Below are 22,629 nucleotides of genomic sequence, written 5' to 3'. Positions count from 1 at the left end.
GATGCCATGAAGATCGATCGCCCTCTATGGGCCGCCGGGGCGTTGCTGTGTCCGCAGCAATTCCAGCAGCAGGCGCGCTGGGAGGCTTGGACTAACGAGCGGCTCGCTCAACTGACCCTGGCGCACCCTTGGGGTGTCCAGGCCGTTGAGTTTGACCCGGAGGCTTTACGACTGGGCAAACTCAAGGCGACTCGACTGCGCGTGCGAATGCCGGATGGTACGTGGATTGACACTGAGCAGGTGGACCGCCTGCCTCTTGCCTTGGAGCTGGCGCAGTTACTGGCTGACGATGATCAGGAAGCGTTGTTGCATTTGGCCTTGCCGCTGGAGCAGGCCAACGGCAACAACTGCTTGTTTGAGGGCGGCAGAGTTGATCGACCGATGCGCTATCGCCAGTCGTGGCGCGAGGTGCAGGACATTTATGCCGACGAGGTGCAGTCGATCAGTGTGCTGGAGCACGCGCTTAGCCTGCGTCTGCACAGTGACGACAACGCTGATTACCTGACGTGCCCGGTCGCGCGTCTGGTGCGTGATGGGCAGGGCGCCTGGAGCCTGGATCCTGCCTATGTGCCGCCGCTATTGAGCTTCGCTGCCCATGCAGGGTTGTTGAACCAGTTGGACAACCTGTTGACGCAGCTATCGGCCAAGCGGCAACGGCTTATGGGCATGCGCCGGGAAAGCAACCAGCGCATGGCCGACTTTGCTGTGGCTGATGTATCGCTGTTCTGGTTGCTCAATGCCTTGAATACCTATCAGCCGGTATTGGCGGATCTTCAGGCATTTCCCGCACGGCACCCCGAGCAGGTCTATCAGCAGTTGATAAAGCTGGCCGGCAGTCTGCTGACGTTCTCATTGGAGCACGATATCGACAAGATTCCAGCTTACCGGCACGAGTCTTTGGAGACGGTGTTCCCACCATTGATGCACACCATTTCCCTGTTGCTTGAAGCCAGCCTGCCGTCGCGGGTCATTGCTTTGGAGCTGGAGGAGCATGGCGCCAATCGCTGGCAGGTCACGTTGAACGACCCTCGGCTGCGCGAGCGTGATGGTGCTGATTTCTATCTGTCGGTGCGCTGCCGACTACCGGCGGCGCAGCTGCAGGACCAGTTCCCACGTCTGTGCAAGATCGGTACGCCGGACGAGGTCAATTACCTGGTCAACGCGGCGCTCGACGGTATTCCGCTGCAATCCCTCAGCCATGTACCGGCGGCGATTCCATTGCGTCTGGAAAACCAGTATTTCGCGCTGGACCTTGATCATTCAAAGGGGCAGGCGGTGCTGGACGAAGGGGTATGCGCTTTCTATGTGCCAAGCACCTTGGCCGACGTGAAACTTGAACTGTTTGCGGTGCTGCGCTCATGAACCTGACGGCTTCCAAAGAACACACAGCAGTGGCTGTGGATATCGATGCGCTGTTGCAGGACACCTACCTGTTGGTGGTCGAGTTGCGCCAAGGCGCCTCCGTGCCGCGCAGCCAGGACCTGTCGCAACTTTGTGTTGAGCAGGTTGAACACGTTCGGCAGCAGTTGAAACTGGCGGGTCTGAGCCAACGCAGCATAGACCACATCAGTCATGCTCAGTGCGCGTTGCTGGATGAAACCGTACTCACTTGCGCCGAAGGTGACGCGCACGCCTCCTGGGCCAGCGAACCGTTGCAGACCAAGTTTTTTAATCGCCATCAGGCGGGCGAGTTTCTGTACGAGGACATGCGCGACGTCTTGCGCGAGCCTGCGCCCGATCGGCAGGTGCTGACGGCCTTTCAACGGGTACTGATGTTGGGGTTTCGTGGGCGCTATCGTGATCTGAGTGATCCCGAGCGTGAGCAGTTATTGGTTGACCTCAGTGCACGGACCATTCCACTTCGGGTCAGTCAAAGCCTGATAACCCAGGCGAACGGCAGTGAGCTGATCGCAGGCCTGGCTTGGCTGCGCTCACCTCTGGTCCATGTAGTGGCCGTGGGGATGTTGCTTGCGGCCACATGGTGGGGAATGGATCACCTATTGAGCGGCGCAATTGCCTCGCTCTTGCCTGATCAGGCGTGAGGGCCAGATGACCTTCAACCTGTATCGAATACTTTACCTGTGGGCAGGGGCACTGGTCCTGGCTTTGCTGGCCATCATTCCGCTCGCGATATGGGTACGTGCCCTCGGCGTGTTGATAGCCGTGTGTTGTGTTGCGTGGGCCTGGGTATCGCTGCGTCACCGTGTCGAACGGCAGCGCGGGTCGGTACGCCTGGCCGATAACATGGCCCTGCCTGCGGCGTCGTTCCGTCACCCCGTCGTGCTGGTTTGCGGTGATGGCCTGGAGGGCCTATTCGGCATTGTTCCAGCCGAGCATTTGGCCCTGCGTGTCACCGAGCAAGGTTGCTATGTGCGCGTGCCCAGCCTGAAGCAGCTGCCGGTCGTCACCGATAGCGTCCTGGCCTTGCGCCCAGGCTGGGGAGGGCAACTTGGCGTGATGTTCACCGTCAACCCCGGCGCCCATAGCGATGGCGCGGTACTCGCCGGTCAAGTGCGTGCCTTCAATCACCAGGTGGCCTTGGCACGCAAGCGCGGCATTGCGCTGCCGCTGTTGCTGGTGAGCTACCTGCAAACCTTGCAGGGCGAGGAGCCTTGGTTCAGTTGGAACAACGGCCAGGCCGAGGCCCGTGTGCGTGATGCGGGGGCCTGCGTCAGTTTGGATGAGTGGCAGCAGCAAATCACTGGCTCGTCCATACAGGCGGCTCGGATGCACGCGAGTGTGCAGCTGAACAGCGTTGTGGCCTGGCTGCATGACGCCGTGCTGCCACACCTCGGCACTCGCAGCTCTCCAGGTTTGGCAACTATCTGCGCAGTCAAGTTGGTGCCGGCATTGCCTTATGCCGTGAAAGGGAGCCTGTGGCAGCAATGGTTACGCAGCAAAGTGGCGCTGATTGACAACAGGCCGGTGGTGACGGATGCGGTCTTGCCGTTCCCGGACGCGTTGCTCAGCCTGTTCCCGCTCGGTCCGCTGCGCTCCCCGGTACATCGCGCAAGCATTGCAGCAGTGTGGTTATTCGCCGTCGCAGGTGTAGTCGCACTCGCAAGCTCAGCGTGGCAGAACACCTTGTTGGTGCGTCAGGTCAGTGACGATCTACGGCGTTATGCGGCCATTCCACAGCCGACTCAGCGTGAGCAGCGCGGGTTTCTTTGGCGTGAAGACGCGGTGACCGTCCTTCGCCAGGATGCCCAGCGCCTGGACGCTTACTACCGGCACGGCGTGCCCTTGGCATTCGGCCTGGGCCTGTATCGCGGCGAACGCCTGCGCGCCCCGCTGCTGGCAGTGCTGGCCGCGCATGTTGAGCCACCGTCGACCACACCGCCCACGCGAATTGCCAACCCCGTACGGCTGGACAGCCTGTCGCTGTTCGCTACCGGCAGCGCCCAGCTCAAGCCGGATTCGACCAAAGTCCTGATCAATGCGCTGGTCGGCATCAAGGCGCAGCCAGGCTGGCTGATCGTGATCGCCGGGCATACCGACGCTACCGGCGACTCACATAACAACCTTCGGCTATCTCACGCCCGTGCCGCCGCCGTGCATGCCTGGATGCAGCAGATGGGCGGCATGCCCGACAGCTGTTTTGCGGTGCAGGGCTTCGGCGCCAGCCAGCCGATCGCCAGTAACGACACCGAAGCGGGGCGTGCAGCCAATCGCCGCGTAGATATCCGTCTGGTACCGGAGGCAGGGGCGTGCGTGCTCTCTACCGCGGAGCCGGACAGGCAACCCCCTGTCGTATCCCGCGACAGTTAAATTTCCAAGAAAAGGAGCTTCACATGGCAATTCCCGTTTACCTCTGGCTGCAAGACGACGGCGGCGCAAGCATCAAAGGTTCGGTGGACGTGCAAAAGCGCGAAGGCAGCATCGAAGTGGTTGCCCAGGACCACAGCCTGTACATCCCCACCGACAACAACACCGGCAAGTTGACCGGGACGCGCGTACATACCCCGTTTCTGTTTTCCAAGGAAATCGATTCGTCCAGCCCTTACCTTTACAAGGCCGTGACCACCGGGCAAACCCTCAAGAGTGCTGAGTTCAAGTGGTATCGCATCGACGACGCCGGGGAAGAAGTCGAGTATTTCATCACCAAACTGGAAAACGTCAAGGTGGTGAAAGTCGCACCGAAAATGCACGACGTCAAAGACCCAGCCAAAGAGAAGCACAATCACCTGGAGCAGGTCGAGTTGCGTTACGAAAAGGTCACCTGGACCTACAAGGACGGCAACATCATCCACTCCGATTCGTGGAACGAACGCCAAAGCGCGTGATAAGCACGGAGCCGCAGGCGTGCTTTCGCCTGCTGGCTGCCGGTGTGCTGGGTTGAGCGTCCGTTCGCGGGCGTTCAGCCAAACACATCGAGTTGCACAACCCCGGCTGGTTTTATCGACGACACACCCTGATCCCCGCACAAGGATGTAACCGTATGGCACCCAATTCCACTCGCTTGCTTCGCCGCCTCAACCCCTACTGCGCCCAGGCATTGAGTGCAGCGGCCTCGCTGTGCCAAAACCGTGCGCACGCACAGATCACCATTGAACACTGGCTGCTCAAGTTGCTGGGGCAGGGAGACGGTGACCTGACCGTGATCGCGCGTCGTTACGAATGGAATATGGAGACGCTGTGGTACGGGCTGCTTGAACACATTGATCAACTACCTCGCAGCGTGCAGAGCAAGCCGCAACTGTCGGAGCCATTGCAGCAACTGATCAAAAACGCCTGGTTGCGGGCCTCGCTGGACGACAACAACGACAGCTTGCGTTCCGTACACCTGCTGAGCGCGTTGATGGAAACGCCCAGCTTGTTGGTGTGTGAAGCCGCATGGCCACTGCTCAGCCTCAGTGAGGCTCAGTTGCAGCGCCTCTTGGTGCTGTTGGATCAATCGTCCGAGGAACGCCCTGAAGTGCAGGGGGCAGTCGAGCCAAGCGATCCCGAAACGTCTTCAGGTGAGCTCGCCATACTCCCACCCAGCGCAACGAAAAAAGTGGAGGCGTTGCAGGCGGTGCTGGACAGGTTCACCCACGACCTCACTGCCAAGGCAGCGCAAGGGCAGATCGACCCGGTGTTTGGCCGTGACGACGAAATCCGCCAGGTCATCGACATCCTCAGCCGCCGTCGCAAGAACAACCCGATTCTGGTGGGCGAGCCCGGTGTCGGCAAGACCGCACTGGTCGAAGGCCTGGCGTTGAGCATCGCCCACGGTATGGTGCCCGACAGTCTCAAATCAGTCAGTGTGCGCACCCTTGACCTTGGCTTATTGCAAGCTGGCGCAGGCGTCAAAGGCGAGTTTGAACAACGGCTGAAAAACGTGATCGACGCCGTGCAACAGTCCGAACAACCGGTGCTGTTGTTCATTGACGAAGCCCACACCCTGATCGGTGCCGGCAACCAGGCTGGCGGCGCCGACGCGGCCAACCTGCTCAAGCCCGCCTTGGCCCGAGGTGAGTTGCGCACCATCGCTGCGACCACCTGGAGCGAGTACAAACAGTACTTCGAGCGCGATGCTGCCTTGGAAAGGCGCTTCCAGATGGTCAAGGTCGATGAGCCGGATGATGCCAACGCCAGCCTGATGTTGCGTGGCCTCAAAGGGCGCTACGCCACTCATCATGGCGTGCACATTCAGGATGCGGCCGTGCAGGCTGCGGTCAGCCTGTCGCGCCGCTACCTCACCGGTCGCCAGTTGCCCGATAAAGCGGTCGACCTACTGGACACCGCCAGCGCCCGAGTGCGCATGAGCCTGGACTGCGAACCGCAGGCGTTGATCCGCCTGAGTGCCCGGAAAGTGGCCTTGGAGCTGGAGGGCCAGGCGCTGGAACAGGATCAGCGCCTTGGCGGGCATGGTGCCAATGAACGCCTGGCGGTGATTGCCGCCCAACACGCCGAGCTGCAACGCCAATACATCGACCTGGAGCAGCAATATCGGCAAGAACTTGACCTGACCCAGCAACTGATCGATGCGCGTCAAGCGCAACCGTTGCAGCGGGAGACCTGCGCGCAGTTGCAGCGGCAGTTGAACTATGTCCAGGGCAACCAGCCGCTTCTGTCGCTGGATGTCGACGCGCGTAGCGTAGCGGAAGTCATTGCCGATTGGACCGGGGTGCCCCTGGGCAGCTTGCTCAAGGACGAACAGGCCAACCTGCTGATGCTGGAGCAGCAATTGGGCGAGCGTGTCATCGGGCAGACGTCGGCCTTGAGTGCCATGGCCCAGCGCTTGCGCGCGGCCAAAACTGGCCTCACCGATGACAAGGCGCCGCTGGGCGTGTTCCTGCTGGTCGGCACCAGCGGCGTGGGCAAAACCGAAACCGCCCAGGCCCTGGCCGACAGCCTGTTCGGCGGCGAAAAATCACTGATCACCCTCAACTTTTCCGAATACCAGGAAGCCCACACCGTCAGCCAACTCAAAGGCTCACCGCCCGGATACGTCGGTTACGGCCAGGGTGGTGTGCTCACCGAAGCCGTGCGCCAACGGCCCTACAGCGTCGTGCTGCTCGACGAGGTGGAAAAGGCCCATCGCGACGTATTGAATTTGTTCTACCAGGTCTTTGATCGCGGCTTCATGCGCGATGGTGAAGGGCGAGAGATCGACTTTCGCAACACCGTCATTCTCATGACCTCCAACCTCGGCAGCGACCTGCTGCAAACCTGTGTACAGGATCAACCTGACGCACCGGACAGCGTGCTGCATGAACTGCTGCGCCCCATCCTGCGTGAGCACTTCCAACCCGCGTTGCTGGCACGCTTTCAGACCCTGATCTATCGCCCGCTGCAAGCTGACGCACTCAAGCGCATCGTGGCGATCAAGTTGGCCCAGGTCGCCAAGCGCCTGCAACGCCATTACGGCCTGGCGTGCCAGATTGACGACGCTCTGAATGACGCGCTGGTTGCCGCCTGCCTGCTACCCGATTCCGGCGCCCGCAATATCGACAGCCTGCTCAACGAGCAGATCCTGCCGGTACTCAGTCAACAGCTGTTGGAGCGCCGCGCGGCGCAGCAACGCACCCACGGCGTGCGCCTCGGCTACAGCGAGGATGACGGTATCAGCCTGCATTTCATCGATGTTCAAGACACGGCTCAGCCCGTTGCCCTGGAGGTGTGAGCATGCTTAATGGATTGCAAAACTTCTTCGACCACAGCCGGCACACCCTGAGTGTGCGCAACGTCGAGGCCAGGCTCGATGTTCTGGCTTTTGAAGGTCAAGAACACCTGAGCCAACCCTTCACCTATTGCGTGGAATTCACCAGCACCGAGCGTGACCTGGCTGCGGAAAGTATGCTCGGCCAGGACGCCAGCTTCAGCCTGCACGCCGCACCGCAAAAGCTGCCGGTCGCCGGGTTCAGCGCTCCTGAGGTCAAACCGCTGCGCACCCTGCAGGGTGTGGTTACCGGCTTCAAACGCCAGTCCGGCTCCAATGACCAGGCCACCTATGCGATCACCCTGCAGCCGCGCCTGGCCCTGCTCGGTCGTGGCCGGCAGTTTCGCGTCTACCAGCACCAATCGGTGCCGGAGATCGTCGAAAGCATCTTGCGTAACCGCCACGGCTTGGAAGGTCAGGACTTTCTGTTCAGCCTGAAACGCGACTACCCCAAGCGCGAACAGGTCATGCAATACGGCGAAAGCGACCTGGCCTTTATTGCCCGCCTGCTGGCCGAGGTCGGCATCTGGTACCGCTTCACCAGCGACGAGCGTTTGGGCATCGATGTGGTCGAGTTCTGCGACGATCAACGCCTCTACCAATTCGACATCGAACTGCCCCTTCGGCCGCAATCCGGGCTGGGCAGCAGCGGCCAGGATGCGGTGTGGGAACTGCAATCGAGCCACGAAGTGGTCGAACAGCAGGTGCATTTCCGGGCTTACCACCACCGCGATGCCGGCGCCCACCTGAGTGGTGAAATCGACCAGAGCCGGGGCGCGACCACCACCTACGGCGAGGCCTACCACTACGCCGAACCCTACCGCGTACTCGGCGATGCGCAGTCCCAGGACGAAGACCTGGAAGGCGAAAGCGGTTACTTCTATGCGCGTCTGCGCCACGAACGCTACCTGAACGGGCAGACCCAACTCAGCGGCATCAGCAGCAGCGCCACCCTGGCGCCGGGCCAGGTGCTCAAGGTCTCCGGCGGTGCGCCCCAGGCCTTCACGCCGGGTGCGGTGATCATCGGCCTGACCACCAAGGCCGCCCGCGACCAAAGCTTTGAGGCCAACCTCCAGGCCATGCCCTATTCAGAAACGGTGTGCTTTCGTCCAGAACTAAAGGAAAAACCGCAAATCGCCGGCACTGTCCCGGCCCGCATCACCAGCCCACAGGCCAACGACCCCTACGCCCATATCGACCTGGAAGGGCGCTACCGGGTGAACTTCCTGTTCGATCGCGACAGCTGGAAGGCTGGTGAGGAAAGCGTCTGGCTACGCCTGGCCCGGCCCTACGCCGGCGACACCCATGGCCTGCATTTACCGCTGATTGCCGGCACCGAGGTAGCCATCGCTTTCGAGCAAGGCGACCCGGATCGCCCCTACATCGCCCATGCTTTGCACGACAGCCAGCACGTGGACCACGTTACCCTGCGCAACGACAAGCGCAACGTGCTGCGCACCCCGGCCAACAACAAGCTGCGCATGGACGACACCCGCGGGCAGGAGCACCTCAAACTCAGCACCGAACACAGCGGCAAGAGCCAGCTCAACCTCGGCCATCTGGTGGATGCCGAGCGCCAGCCTCGCGGGGAGGGCGCGGAACTGCGCACCGATGGGCATGCCGCGATCCGTGGCGGCAAAGGCCTGTTTATCAGTGCCGACGCCCAGCGCCGCGCGCAGGGGCCGATGCTGGAGATGACTGCTGCCGTGGGCCGGTTGCAGCAAGCCGGCGAGCAGTTGCAGGCCCTCTCGGTGGACGCCGAGGCCAGCCAGGCCGATCCGGCGGATGTGCAGGCACAACTGAATCTGCTGCAGCAAAACCTGGAACAGCTCAAATCGGCGGTGCTGCTGCTCAGCGCCCCCCAGGGCATCGCGCTGACCAGCGGCCAGCATCTGCAACTGGCCGCTGAGCACAACCTGATGCTCAACGCTGGCGGCCAGGCCGATATCAGTGTGGTCAGGCGCCTGTGCATGGGCGTGGGGAAGGGGCTAAGCGTATTTGTGCGCAAGCTGGGCATCAAGCTGATTGCCAACCAGGGCGCGGTGAGCATCCAGGCCCAGAACGACAAACTGGAGTTGATGGCACGCTATGGGCTGGAGGTCACTAGCACAGAGGACGAGATCCGCATTACGGCCAAGAAGAAAATCACCCTCAATGCCGGCGGCAGCTACATCACCTTGGACCCGTTCAGCATCGAGTCGGGCACCGAAGGGGATTACATCGTCAAGTCGGCGAGCTACGAGTACGTGGTGGGGGCTGCCAAACAAGTAGCGCAGATGCCACAACTTCCCCCGGTGACTGAGTATGACGCTGACTCTTTGAGTTCGACGGTTTTCTCGGGATGACTTCTTTTCGTGACCAGGAGGGAGCGCACCATGGTTGATGGTGTTTTCAAACGGCTTGCCAATATATTTAGCCCCAGTGATTCGAAATCGGAGGGTTCGCAGGAGCCGCTCTATTTGACGCCGGATGGAAAGCGGCTCCGAAATATGGGGCCAGTGACTGCCAAGTTGCGACCTGAGGCAATAAAAAATTGGAGCCACCCGTTCAAGGAAAAGAGCAATCCGCTAGAGCAACTAACGCAGCTGGCCAATGCAGCGTCGGGTTCATACCCGCTGGGAGTGGGCGGTCTTTGGCATGGCGGTGTGCATTTTGACAGCGGTACGTTGAGCAGTTTAGATAAAGCCAGTGTGCACTGTATCGCCGACGGTGAGGTGGTGGCCTACTGTATTGATCGGAACTCAGCAAAAACAGTTTATGTCGTCAATAAACTGCATTTGATGAAGCCTTACTCTCGTAACTTTGTACTCGTCCGTCACCGACTTGAGCCACCTGCGATTGAGGGAGAGACGGAGTCTCCTCCTCGCAGTCTATTTTTCTACAGTTTGTACATGCACTTGCAGGACGGGGCGACCTACGAAAGTGATTTAACCATTGACCGACCTTCCTTTTGGCCGGAGAGTAAAATTTGTTTCGTTCCGGAGACCGCGAAAGATGTAAGTGCCGGGACTCCCAAACAGTACGGACTGAATGTTCGTCATCGGGCGCACCAAGGTAAAGTACTCGATCTTCTGCCGAAAGGGGCACAGGTAACGGTCAGCGGCGAAGGTGATTTCCGCAAACTGGAAAGCTCCACGGGGCCAAGTTATCTGCAGAACGAAGACGGCTCGTTGCTTGGGTACGTTGATTTCGACCGCCTAGAATCTATTGGGGAGGGAGAGTATCGCCTCAAGGGTGATTTGAACGTTCATGTCGATCCGACGGTTCAAAGTAAAACCATTGGCCAAAAGCTGCCGACCGGAACCCAAGTCAAGGTCAATGGTGAGGGCAAATTTCGAAAGTTGGAGCACATCACTCAATACGTCTATATCAAGTCGCTACAAAGTCTGCGTGTCCCCCAGTATGACGGCGTACATGTGCTAAGTGAACCGCTGCCCATCAAGGCTGGAGAGATGATCGGCCACATCGGATGGTACCAGGACTATGCCGCTGACAGGCCGGAACAGAAGCTGCACCTTGAGGTGTTCAGTGAAGATGATGTGGGAAAATTCATCGAAGACTGCCGCAAGTGGGCGTTGAGTTTGCCCACTACGAGTAAGCCTTGGCTGAAGCTTGCCAAGGGTACTGCCGTTGTGGCCCATCAAGACCATTTCAATGCCAAACAACTACCTACCTTCAGTACGGCTGATGCGGTAAGCGGTACCGATTTGTTGGTTCCCAAAAGCTTGCTTGATAGTTTGCCTGCCGCAGAGAAAATCACGGTGCCTGCAATGGCAGGGCGCAAGGCTTACAACTGGTATCGCCTTAATCAGCTTCTCAACGATACCGACAACAAGCTATTGAATGGCTGGGTGCGCGAGGAAGTGGGCGTTACTCCATGGGTCAGTCCATGGGAATGGCAAGACTATGCTGTCATCACGGACTATACCTCTGCACCTGCCTTTATGGCGGCGTTCCTTCGATCACTTAAGCGTTTCACGGATCAGCAACTCCAACGCTATGGCGCGTTAGCTGATGCGGGGGACTCAGGGCCGATAAAGGAGCGGCTATGCCACATCATTGATCGTGATGGCAATAAGAAAATGACCGCGGAGGAAATACAAGCGGCAATTCGAATACCTGCGCACGCCCAGTCGATCTCGCGGTTAATTATCTGTTGCGAGAGCGAGTGGTATTACAAACCGCAAAAGTGGGATGGATTAGATGAGATTTTTGGTCATGGTGGCTCGACTCCGCATATTAACTGGTTGGCGGAGAAGGAGCGGATCAAACAGCTTAGTTGGTGGGGAGAAGTGGCGGATAAGGTTGGTTTGCCGGTGGATGGGAAGGTCTATCACTTTCATCCGGTGGGGCTGGCGGGATGGTTTAGTAACGTAAAGAAGCACCCGGAAATTTTTATAAATGGCATTAAAACGGAACTGAGGTTCTTGGAGTTGTATGACGGCTCGGTGATTGAAGAAAGTGATTTTGTTTTGGCGGCGGCTACGCTTGGTTGTGAAGTCGAAGCAATAAAGGCTGTCGCAATTACAGAGACAGGCTCTTTAGGAAGTTATTTTACGAAGGCGGAGGACGATAAGGTTGCAACTATATTGTTTGAGCGGCACTACTTTCATCAGTTAACAGGTGGTCGGTTTGATCATTCGGATCCGGATATATCATCCCCTGTTAGTGGTGGTTATGGCCTCCACTCAGCACAATATGGGAAGATGGTTAGGGCCTATCGATTGAGTGCTAGTGAGGCTTTGAAATCCGCGTCATGGGGGCGTTTTCAAATTATGGGGAGATATTTTTCCAACGCTGGATATTCCTCTGTTGAAGAATTTGTACGAGACCTTAATTGTTCTGAGAAAAATCACTTAAAGGCATTCGTAAGTTTTATAAAATTTGATGCAGTACTGTCTTCGGCGATTGTAAGAAAAGATTGGTTAAGATTTGCTCTTAAATATAATGGCCCTGCTCAAAAAGGGTATGATCGAAAGATGAGGGATAACTATAATGTGCTTAAAGGCTTATGATTTATTTGTTAAGGCCTTATTCTGTTTTTATTCAATGCTCTGGACTGGCCCAGTATGGGCAATGCCGGAAAAAATTTGTGATGGCGGGGCCGCGTTATTTCAGTGTCAAGTTGGCGGAGGAAGAGACCTTGCACTCTGTCCAAACTATATTGATGGGGCGTTGTCTGGAGTTCAGTATCGCTTTGGTCGAGAAAAAAATATAGAGCTTGCTTTTCCTGAGGAGGGTTTTGTTTTTGATGCTTTCAAGTCGAACCACTTTGTTCGCTATCAGGCTGACTACAAATTAATTAAATTTAACATCGGCTCTTATGTGTATGGTCTTTATAGTAACTACGATGGTGAAGGTGTTGGAGGTGGTGCGAGAAGTGCAGGAGTAGTGGTTTTTGATACATCTAAAAATTCGGCTGCGCAAGTGTCATGTGGGAAAATATATGTAGACGATCTTGAGAAAGTTATTTCCCACTTGGAGTGTGATGTCGACGATGCTTTGGGGTGTGTAACTAAGTGATTTTGTATTTAAGCGTACGGGTGTATAAATTCGTGGGAAGGGTGTGCTAAGTGGAAGTTTGATTTTTAACTTTGTGGGTTTGTTGGGTCTAAAGTTTGCGTTCCAACTTACTTATTTTATTGGTCTTTTAAAAGAGGTGTATTGCATGAAAGGCATCATCCGCATAGGCGACAAAACAACTGGTGAAGGTGAAGTTCTCTCCGGCTCCACCACCATGAAATTCGGCGGTATCGGCGTCGCCCGCGAAGGCGACCCCGTGGACTGCCCGATCCCAGGCCATGGCCGTACTGAAATCTCCGAGGGCCACCCGGTCTTTCGTGACAACGGCATCCCGATTGCCTTTGAAGGGCACGCCTGTGCCTGTGGCTGTACGTTGATTTCATCGCTGCCCGTTGCAGGTGCCAGCTAACTATGCCAGTCAGGATGGACCAGGTACCGGCCCTGGCGCTTCGGCCGGCCCGTCCTCGTATGTGGCGGTGGCTTGGTCTGTTGGTGCTCTTCCTGTTGTCGGGGGGAGGGGGGGCGCTGCTGTTCAGTACTGCACCGGTAAGCCAGCAGCCGCCTATGTTCTGGGGATTGGCCTTGGGCATCCCGTTTATGGGCTGGTGTGTGCTGAGTTCCGCAAGGGTGCTCTTGTATCTCGGCCAGCAACACGCGGCAGATGGTTGGAATGAGGCCCGTGAGCATGATTTGGTGCAGAGAGTTCGCCAAGGGCGGCGCTCACTGGAGGTATTGAGCGCAAGCCTGCATACAGCCTTGCGCAAACCGGACGAAAGCCCTGCAGCACAGATGGATGCGTTGCTCGGGAGTATCAAAGCCCTAAAGGCGCAACCCGCCCGACGGGATAGCGTAACGCTACGTCATAGCCGTTTGGCTGGCGATGTAAATGAAGACCCCGAGCCTGCATTGCTGCGCACGCTGGGGCAGTTGTTTATCGAACTGGCGCCGTCATTGAAGCAGTTGCCTGATGAAACGCCGCTGGCAGTGTTGCTGGAGGTCGAGAGCGGCTTGCTGGATCGCGCATGGGACCGTGTATGGCAACAGGCTTTGCGTAAGTCGGGTATCCGTCAAACGCTCGTCGTCTTGGAGGGGTGTGGTTTGCCCGCGCTGGACCAGTGGCTCGATGAGTGTAACGACGATCAGGCACTGCTGCTGGTGATTGCAGTGCACTTCGCACCGAAGCAGCCCGAGGCAACAGGTGAGGTGGTAGTGGGGTTGCTGCTTGGCAACCGTTTGACGCAAACGACTTTGCCTCCTGTGGCTGTTCTGCATCGACCGGAGCTTGAACAGCAACCATCGACTGAAGCGTTGCACTACGCCGTGACGCAAGCCTTGAACTGGGGACCGGTGGATGCGACATCGGTGCGCCATGTTTGGCGGGCAGGAATAGAGGCACAACGTCACGCGGCGATAAACACCGTACTGAGTGAGGTGCCCATGTCGGTGACGCGTGACCAAGGAATCCACGACTTGGACATATCGCTGGGCTACTCAGGCAAAGCCGCACCGTGGCTGGCCATTGCCGCTGCAACACAAACCATGCAGGGCGGCGCTGGGCCGCAGTTTATTTTCAGCGGGAGCGGCTGCACTGATGCAGGGCTCTGGAGCACAGCGATGACGCCTGTGCTGCCGCTTTCGAAATAGGGATCTCGAATGCAGTTTCGACGCATTGTAGGCTTCTGGGTGCTGGCTGGCATGCTGTTGTTGGCTGGCACGCTGCTGGGGGTGATGGTATGGCGCTACCCGGACTGGTTGGGTATTCAGCCTGGCAGCGAACGCCAGTCCTTTTGGCTGCTGGCGATCGCTGCAACCACGTTGATAGTGGTGCTGTTTCTGCTGGGTTACCACTTGCTGGGCCGTGAGCTGGGGCGTTCGGCGTATCGCAAGCAGGACGCAAAGAACCTCCAGCCGCAAGCGGCCCGTCCTAAATCTCACGTTGCTCAGGTTGCGCAAAGTGCCGTTCCCAATGGTGCTTATCTTCGAGAACGCTATGGCTTCTTCTGGCGGCGCAAAGTTCGACTCTTATTGGTGGTCGGTGAGCCTGAGCAGATTGAGGCGATTGCCCCAGGGTTGAGCGAGCAGCGTTGGCTGGAAGGGCAAAACACCGTGCTGCTGTGGGCCGGTAGCATCCAAGGTAAACCGCAAGACGCGTTGCTTTTGCAGTGGCGCGGCCTGTGCCGCAGGCGTGCGCTCAATGGGGTGGTCTGGGCATTGAGCAAAGACCAATGCACCGATGCCGCCGCGATGAGCGCCGGTGCCCGTCGCCTGCAAACCCTGGCCCGTGCGTTGCGTTGGCAGTTGCCGCTGCACCTGTGGCAGATCGGCGACAGTGCATGGTCTCAGGAGGAGCGCGATAGCCAGCCCGTGGGCTGCCTGCTGCCATCACGTGTCACTCCCTTGGTTTTAGAAAACAGTCTGGATAGTTTGCTCGACCCCTTGCGCCGTGCGGGCCTTGCGCAAATGCACGATGCCGTGACCCATGACTTCCTCCTGCGGCTGTCCCGCGATTTACAGGCCGAGGGCATTGCCCGATGGCGCCAGGTACTAACGCCGCTAATGGGCGCGTTTTCCCGCGGTGTACCGTTACGCGGCCTATGGTTCAGTCTGCCGGTGCCGCCTGTTGAGAGCACGCTTGAACACTTTTGGCCGGTGAATACGGCCTGGCAAGGCGTTCTCAACGATAAAGCGGCCAGTGGCCGTCGATTGGGCTGGAGCGCACACCGGATCACCTATGCGCTGGCCTTGGGATTGGCCGTGCTATGGGGAGCGGGTCTGCTGCTGTCTTTCGTCAGCAACCGCGCGCAGATCGCCCAGATACACAGCTCACTGACTGCCCTGCAACACTCCTCGCCAGGTGACGAACAACTCCAGGCCCTCAACGAACTGGTCCGCGAGCTGGCACGCCTGGATGATCGCGTCCAGGGCGGCGCTCCGTGGTACCAACGCTTTGGCTTGAACCAAAATCAAGCACTGCTTGAAACGCTGTGGCCACGTTATGTGGAGGCCAACAACCGCCTGATCCGCGACCCGGCCGCCGCTACGTTGCGCCAACAGCTCAACGCGCTGGTCAGGCTGGCCCCGGACAGCCCTGAACGTGCTGAACGTGCCCGCGATGCCTACGCCCAGCTCAAAGCCTATTTGATGATGGCGCGCCCGGAAAAAGCCGATGCCAGCCTCCTGGTCACAACCCTGAGCGACGTTGAGCCTACACGCACAGGCATATCACCAGGGCTTTGGCAAAGCCTGGCGCCCAACCTGTGGCGGTTCTATGGCGAACACCTGGCCGCGAACCCTGGCTGGCGCATCCAGGCCGACCCCAGGCTGGTCGCGCAAGTCCGGCAGGTACTGCTCGGCCAATTAGGCCAACGCAATGCCGAGGCCAGCCTGTACCAACAACTGCTCGATGATGCCGCCAATCACTACCCGGGCCTGGGCCTTCACCAACTGGTGGGTGACACCGATAGCCTGGCCCTGTTCTCCACCGATGCCAGCGTGCCGGGTGTATTCACCCGCCAGGCCTGGGAGGGCCAGGTGCGCCAAGCCATCGACGAGATCGCCGAGGCCCGCCGCGAGGAAATCGACTGGGTACTCAGCGACAAACCCACCGACATCGACACCCGCTTGAGCCCGGACCAGCTCCGTGAGCGGCTCACCGAACGGTACTTCCAGGACTACGCCAGTGCCTGGCTGGATCTGCTCAATAGCCTGCGTTGGCAGCAGGCCGGGAGCCTCGTCGAAGTGATTGACCAATTGACGCTGATGAGCGACGTGCGCCAATCCCCACTGATTGCGCTGATGAATACCGTGGCCTATCACGGTCAGGCCGGCACCCGAACCCAGGCGCTGGCCGACTCGCTCATGAAGTCCGCGCAAAAGCTGATTGGGCAGGACAAGGCGCCGCTGATTGACCAACTGGCCCACCTACCCAGCAGTCCCTTGGACGCAACCTTTGGCCCATTGCTGGCGCTGTTGGGCAAAGGCCCCGAAGGCAAGAACAGCACGGATGGCTTGAGCCTCCAGGCATTCCTCACGCGGGTAACACGGGTACGCCTCAAGTTGCAGCAAGTCAGCACGGCGGCCGATCCGCTGGAAATGACCCAGGCACTGGCGCAAACCGTGTTTCAAGGTAAAAGCATCGACCTGACCGACACCCAATCCTACGGCAGCCTGATGGCCGCCAGCCTGGGGGCAGAGTGGGGCGGGGCGGCGCAAACGCTATTCGTGCAGCCGCTGGAGCATGCCTGGCAACGCGTCCTGCAACCGTCGGCGGCAGGGATCAACAGCCAGTGGCAACGCTCGATCGTCAGCCATTGGGACGATGCTTTCGCCAGCCGCTACCCGTTTACAGCCACTGCCAGCGATGCGTCCTTACCGATGCTGGGCCAGATGATCCGCGCAGACTCCGGCCGCATCGAGCAGTTTTTGCAGCGGCAATTGAGCGGCGTGTTGCGCAAGGAGGGTAGCCGGTGGGTGGCTGATCCGCGCCATAGCCAAGGGCTGCGCTTCAACCCGCAATTTCTGACCGCCATCAACCAGCTCAGCGACCTGGCCGATGTGCTCTACACCGATGGGGGCATGGGGCTGAGCTTTGAACTGCAAGGCAAGCCCGTGCGCGATGTGGTGCAAACCACCTTCATCCTAAACGGCGACAAGCACCAGTATTTCAACCAGAAGGAGAGTTGGCAACGGTTCAACTGGCCGGGGCGTAGTGACTATCCCGGCGTCAGCCTGAGCTGGACCAGTCTGCTGGCCGGCGAGCGGTTGTTCGGCGATTACCCCGGCACCTGGGGCCTGATCCGCTTGTTGGAAAAAGCCAAGGTCACGCCGTTGGACGACGGTGACAGTCGCTACCGCATGGTACTCAAAGCGCCCGATGGTTTGAACCTGATCTGGCACCTGCGCACTGAGCTGGATGCCGGGCCGCTGGCCCTGCTCAAATTAAGGGGCTTCAAGTTGCCCCGGCAGATATTTCTCAGCGAGAACGCCGCCGAAACGCCTTATGCGCAAAACGGGAGTTTCCCATGAGCCTACGCACCTTAATCGCCCGCTGCCTCGGCGAGCGCGACGCGTTGTCCGTCGCCCGCGAACAGGCCACCCAATGGCAACCCTGGTTGCAGCCCATCAGCACCGACTCCCCCGTCGGCGAAGACCCCGGCTACGACGATGACTTCCAGCGCATGCGCGAAGAGGTCAACAAGCTCTCGGGCGCCGATGCCGAGCAGGTCGCCCAACTGGCGCAGAAGCTGTTGACCCACAGCTGCAAGGACCTGCGCGTTGCCACCTATTACCTGTGGGCACGCTTGCACAAGGACGGCGAAGTCGGCTTGGCCGATGGTCTCAGTCTGCTGGCGGCGTTGGTAGAACGCTTTGCCGACGCGGTGCTGCCCATCCGCCCCAACAGCCGCAAGATGGCCCTGGAATGGTTGGCCGGTGGCAAGGTGCTCGACACGCTGTCGCTGTACCCGGAAGTGGTCAAGGCCGAGGCCGAACGTACTGCCGCAGCACTGGCCTGGCTGGAGCGCGGACTGAATCTGTGGCCGCAGGAGCAGCGCCCTGATTTGGCGCCATTGTATGCCGCCTTGTCCGCGAGGCTGGCGCAGTCCGGCGGCATGGACGCGCTGGTGCCGCAGAACACCGCCAGCCATGAGTCAACCGCGCATGCGCCAGCGCCGCAGATCAAGTCCGGGCGTGATCTATTGGACAGCGGTCGGGCATTGGCGGGCTACCTGCGTGAGCAGCCTCTGGGTTGGCTGGCGGCTCATCGGTTGATGAAGAGCTTGCGTTGGGACACCGTGCATCAGACACCCCCTCAGGAGGCTAACGGTAACACGCGTTTGGCGCCGCCGCGCGGTGAATACCGGGCACAGCTCAAACGTTTGTACCTGCAACAGAACTGGTCGGAGTTGATCGAGCAGGTCGAGCGGATCTATGCCGAGGGCGTGAACCATTTCTGGCTGGACCTGCAGTGGTTCTTGTATCAGGCCCTGAGCAAACAACCCGCGCCGCAGGATCGCTGGGCCGATATCGCCAAGCGTGACCTGGGCATGTTCCTTGAGCGCCTGCCGGGTCTGGAGGTGCTGTGCTGGAGCGACGGTAGCCCCTTCGCCGATGAGACCACCCGCGAGTGGATCGCCCAGCACGTCAGCGGCAACCAGCCCCAGCAATGGTTGCCCGTACCCTCGGCGGCACCGACCACTGGCGATACCGACATCCTGTCCCTGGAACGCGAGGCCGTGGCCCAGGCTGACAGCGACGGCGTGGATCAGGCGCTGGCCTGGCTGGCCGCACGCCCCGGTATCCACACCGGGCGCCAACGCTGGTTGCTGCGCCTGTTGATGGCGCGGGTGGCCGAGCAGTACAGCAAGAGCGACCTGGCCATCCATCTGTTGGCCGAACTGGACGCCACGGCGCAACGTCACGCCTTGGCCGAGTGGGAGCCCGAGCTGAATTTCGAGGTCAAAGCGCGGCTGCTCAAACTGCTGCGGGTGAAAGCCCAGCGCAATGACGCCGACAAACCCAACCTGGCGCGGCGCATGGAAGCTTTGCTGGCGGCGTTGGTAGCCATCGATCCGGTACGCGCCGCAGTGCTTTGCGGCTAACCCTCCTACATCAGGATTCTTTCTGTGAACATGGACAATCTGACACTGCGCTACTTCGATGCCGAAATGCGCTACCTGCGCGAGGCCGGCAAGGAGTTCGCGGACGCGTTCCCGGATCGGGCGGCGCAGCTCAATCTGGACAAACCGGGAGCGCAGGATCCCTATGTGGAGCGCCTGTTCGAGGGCTTCGCATTCTTGATGGGCCGCTTGCGCGAAAAACTCGACGACGACCTGCCGGAACTGACCGAAGGCCTGGTCAGCCTGCTGTGGCCGCATTACCTGCGCACCATTCCATCGCTGTCGGTGGTTGAACTGGTGCCTGAACTGACGCAGATGAAACGTAGCGAGTTGATCACTCAGGGGTTTGAGGTGCTGTCGCAACCGATCGGCCCGCAACGCACCCGTTGCCGTTACACCACCACCCAGGACTTGACCCTGCGGCCGCTGGCGTTGGAATCGGTGGGGCGCGGTCATGAAATGGATGGTCGCTCAGTGTTGCGCCTGCGTTTTGCCTGTGGGGCGTTGACCGACTGGAGCCTGATCGACCTCAGCCGTTTGCCGCTATACCTGAATGCCGATACGCCGCTGGCCAGCGCGTTGCATCAGGCGCTGACCCTGAATGCACAAGCGATGTATGTGCGCTGGCCCGGCCAGACCGAGCGCCAGCCACTGACCGCGCATTTTGCGCCCAAGGGCTTTGCCGATGAAGACCGGCTGTGGCCCAAGGGCGACAGCGCCTTCAGCGGTTACCAGTTGCTGTTGGAATATTTCAGTTTCCGTGAAAAATTCATGTTTGTGACCTTGTGCGGCCTGGAGCAGTTGAAGATTGCGCCTGGCACGACCTGGTTCGAACTTGAAGTGGTGTTGCGTGAACCCTGGCCGGCCAACTTCGACTTGAGCAGCGAGCACATCCGCCTGCACGCGGTACCGGTGATCAATCTGTTTGCGCTAGAGGCCGACCCGCTGACCCTGGCGCCCTTGCAAACCGACTACTTGCTACGCCCGATGCGATTGCAGGACGGTCATACGGAGATCTATTCGGTGGACCGGGTCACCGCGTCGAGGAACGCCGAGCGCCAGGACTACGTGCCGTTCACCAGCTTTCGTCACAAGGGCGGCATGCTGCGCTTTGATGCCCCAGAACGCTACTTCCATACGCGCCTGAAGCGCGCAGCGAATGGTTTGCATGACACCTGGTTGATCCTCGGCGGCGAGGGTTTTGACAAGGACCGCCTGCGCGAGCGTGAAAGCCTGTCATTGCGCTTGACCGGCACCCACGGCCAGTTGCCGCGCAAGGCACTGCAAAGCACCTTGCTCGATACGGTGGTGCAGTCCACCCAGGCCGGTTTGCGCGTGCGCAATCTGTGTGCGCCGACCTTGCCGTGTTATCCGCCGAACCGCGACCGCTTTCACTGGCGGGTGCTCAGTCACCTGGGATCGAACTTCCTGCCGATGCTCGACAATGCCGAGGTGCTGCGCGGGACGTTGGCGCTGTATGACTGGACGGGCAGTGAGCTGAATCGCCGTCGTTTGGCGGCGATCGGCGAGGTCAAACATCACCTGGTGCAGCGTTTCGAGAAAGGCTTTCTGCTGCGTGGGGTGGATATCGAAATCACCCTGGATGCCAATGGCTTTTCGGGGGAGGGCGACATCAGCCTGTTCGGCGAGATGCTCAACCGCTTCTTCTCCTTGTATGCCGACATTCATCTGTACACCCAGCTCACGCTGATCCTGCAACCTACTGGAAAGTGCCTGCGATGGAACGAGAACCACAGTCAGCGTATTCCCGGCTGAAAGCCGGCGGCCTGCTCGACGCCCTGCAGGACCAAGTAGCCGAGGCTAACCTGTACCGCTTTTGCCAGTTGCTGGAGCAGGCTCTGCCCGGTCATCCGCCTTTGGGCAGTACCGCGCACCCGGCTGATGATGCGGTGCGCTTTCGGCCTGATCCGGGTATGGGCTTTCCAGCCAGCGAGTTGAAGTCGATTGAAACCGATGTAGCTCATCCGGAACGGCCGGCGACAGTACGCACTCGTCTGCTCGGGTTGTACGGCGTCGACTCGCCGATGCCGACGGTGTTTTTGGATGACATCGCGCAGCGCCGGGAAGGGCATGAAGCGTTGGAAGCCTTCCTGGATATTTTCAACCACCGGATCTTCACCCAGTTCTACCGGATCTGGCGCAAGTATTCCTACCCGGCGACTTTCGAAGCAGGCGGCACCGATGCCACCTCGCAATGCCTGTTGGGGCTGATCGGCTTAGGGATTCCTGGCACCGCCCAGCAGATCGCCACGCCGGTCTCGCGTTTTCTGGCCCTGCTCAGTGTGATGCGCCTGCCCACACGTAATGCCGAGGGCATCACCGCGCTGGTCAAGTTACTGGCGCCCAACACCCAGGCGCAGGTGACCCCGCATTGGCCACAAAAAATTGCGTTGGAACATCCGGCCAACCTTTCCCGCCAACGTCCAGTGAGCTTGTCCCAGGGGACGCCGTTGGGCAGCGTTGGCCTTGATGCCAACAGCCAACTGCGGCTGACGCTCTACACAGAAGACACGCAGGAAGCCATCGGCTGGTTGCCCTGTGGTGAGTTGTACAGCGATCTGCTGGTGCTGCTGCGCGTGTACCTCGGGTGGCGCTGCACGGCGAAACTGCAGTTGTCATTGCCAGTGCACAGCCTGCCCGCACCGGTGCTGGGGCAAGCCCCTATTCGGTTGGGCATGACCGGGGTGCTGGGCTTGGGAAGCGATGCTTGGCAGGTGGCCGAACACGACACTCTCACGATCAACCTGGGCCGCTACCAAGGCCTTTCGATTAATCCCCACAATAGGGAAACACAGCATGTTGCGTACCGTTTTTAGTCTGGTGATATTCGCGGCTCTCGGCGGGTGTGGTCTGGCCCAGACCGTTGCGGATGGCACGGCATCCACTACCAAGGCGATCTTCTACAAGCAGGTGAAAACCCTGCATCTGGATTTCAGTGCACGCGCGGCGTTGAACACCTCTGCCACGGACATGAGCGCCTTGTCGGTGCCGACCCTGGTGCGGGTGTATCAATTGCGCGACAGCAAGGCGGTAGAGCAGGCCACCTACGACGGGCTGCTGGGCGATGACAATCAACTGCTGGCGAGCGCGTTGTTGGACAAACGCTCGGTGGTGGTGAAGCCCGAGGAAGGCGCGCAGTTGAATGTGCCGATGGACAAGGACGCGCAGTTCGTCACGGTGGTGGCGTTGTTTCGCAGCCCTGATACCCAGTTGAACACCTGGCGCCTGACGTTGACCCGTGATGACCTGGACCCGGATCGGGCTCGGGTCATCGAGCTGGGGGATAATCGCTTGACCCTGCGGCCCTTGGCAAAGGACTGAACC

Annotated in this window: 15 protein-coding genes; all 15 read left to right on the top strand. The window is 59.5% G+C overall.

Features of this window, described 5'->3' with window-relative positions:
• Positions 1–6 precede the first annotated feature (6 nt).
• Positions 7–1,362, top strand: coding sequence for a type VI secretion system baseplate subunit TssK (gene tssK, locus HBO05_RS03465; RefSeq protein WP_170041190.1), 1,356 nt, complete (start codon positions 7–9; stop codon positions 1,360–1,362).
• The gene (gene tssL / locus HBO05_RS03460) at positions 1,359–2,042 is read left to right on the top strand and encodes a type VI secretion system protein TssL, short form (RefSeq protein ID WP_170041191.1); all 684 of its coding nucleotides are present in this window, start codon (positions 1,359–1,361) and stop codon (positions 2,040–2,042) included. Before tssK ends, tssL begins: the two co-directional genes overlap by 4 nt.
• 7 nt (positions 2,043–2,049) lie before the next feature.
• Positions 2,050–3,768 (top strand): OmpA family protein, encoded by a 1,719-nt coding sequence (locus HBO05_RS03455; RefSeq protein ID WP_170041192.1) that lies wholly within the window; start codon positions 2,050–2,052, stop codon positions 3,766–3,768.
• 23 nt (positions 3,769–3,791) lie between these two features.
• Positions 3,792–4,283, top strand: a complete 492-nt coding sequence (locus HBO05_RS03450) for an Hcp family type VI secretion system effector (RefSeq protein WP_065952232.1) — start codon at positions 3,792–3,794, stop codon at positions 4,281–4,283.
• 155 nt (positions 4,284–4,438) lie between these two features.
• The gene (tssH, locus tag HBO05_RS03445; protein ID WP_170041193.1) at positions 4,439–7,108 is read left to right on the top strand and encodes a type VI secretion system ATPase TssH; all 2,670 of its coding nucleotides are present in this window, start codon (positions 4,439–4,441) and stop codon (positions 7,106–7,108) included.
• A 2-nt stretch (positions 7,109–7,110) separates the two neighbouring features.
• Positions 7,111–9,489 (top strand): type VI secretion system Vgr family protein, encoded by a 2,379-nt coding sequence (gene vgrG, locus HBO05_RS03440; protein ID WP_172311689.1) that lies wholly within the window; start codon positions 7,111–7,113, stop codon positions 9,487–9,489.
• Positions 9,490–9,519: 30 nt separating this feature from the next.
• Positions 9,520–12,159, top strand: a complete 2,640-nt coding sequence (locus HBO05_RS03435) for an N-acetylmuramidase family protein (protein WP_172311687.1) — start codon at positions 9,520–9,522, stop codon at positions 12,157–12,159.
• Entirely contained in the window at positions 12,140–12,667 is a 528-nt protein-coding gene (locus HBO05_RS03430) for a hypothetical protein (protein ID WP_172311685.1), read from the top strand. Before HBO05_RS03435 ends, HBO05_RS03430 begins: the two co-directional genes overlap by 20 nt.
• Before the next feature lie 145 nt (positions 12,668–12,812).
• On the top strand, positions 12,813–13,076 hold the full coding sequence (locus HBO05_RS03425) for a PAAR domain-containing protein (RefSeq protein ID WP_038846786.1): 264 nt from the start codon (positions 12,813–12,815) through the stop codon (positions 13,074–13,076).
• A 155-nt stretch (positions 13,077–13,231) separates the two neighbouring features.
• Positions 13,232–14,311: a hypothetical protein gene (locus tag HBO05_RS03420; protein WP_262376868.1), complete on the top strand. Its 1,080-nt coding sequence runs from the start codon at positions 13,232–13,234 to the stop codon at positions 14,309–14,311.
• Positions 14,312–14,320: 9 nt separating this feature from the next.
• The gene (locus HBO05_RS03415; RefSeq protein ID WP_172311683.1) at positions 14,321–17,692 is read left to right on the top strand and encodes an ImcF-related family protein; all 3,372 of its coding nucleotides are present in this window, start codon (positions 14,321–14,323) and stop codon (positions 17,690–17,692) included.
• Positions 17,689–19,266: a type VI secretion system protein TssA gene (gene tssA, locus HBO05_RS03410; RefSeq protein WP_172311681.1), complete on the top strand. Its 1,578-nt coding sequence runs from the start codon at positions 17,689–17,691 to the stop codon at positions 19,264–19,266. The genes HBO05_RS03415 and tssA overlap by 4 nt, the downstream gene beginning before the upstream one ends.
• Before the next feature lie 24 nt (positions 19,267–19,290).
• Positions 19,291–21,060, top strand: coding sequence for a type VI secretion system baseplate subunit TssF (gene tssF, locus HBO05_RS03405; protein WP_172311679.1), 1,770 nt, complete (start codon positions 19,291–19,293; stop codon positions 21,058–21,060).
• Positions 21,024–22,121, top strand: a complete 1,098-nt coding sequence (gene tssG / locus HBO05_RS03400) for a type VI secretion system baseplate subunit TssG (RefSeq protein WP_172311677.1) — start codon at positions 21,024–21,026, stop codon at positions 22,119–22,121. Before tssF ends, tssG begins: the two co-directional genes overlap by 37 nt.
• On the top strand, positions 22,102–22,626 hold the full coding sequence (gene tssJ / locus HBO05_RS03395; RefSeq protein WP_169952899.1) for a type VI secretion system lipoprotein TssJ: 525 nt from the start codon (positions 22,102–22,104) through the stop codon (positions 22,624–22,626). The genes tssG and tssJ overlap by 20 nt, the downstream gene beginning before the upstream one ends.
• Positions 22,627–22,629: the final 3 nt, after the last annotated feature.

The organism is Pseudomonas sp. WS 5079, from assembly GCF_012985465.1.
Classification (GTDB): domain Bacteria; phylum Pseudomonadota; class Gammaproteobacteria; order Pseudomonadales; family Pseudomonadaceae; genus Aquipseudomonas.
This window is presented reverse-complemented; position numbering and strand designations above follow the sequence as displayed.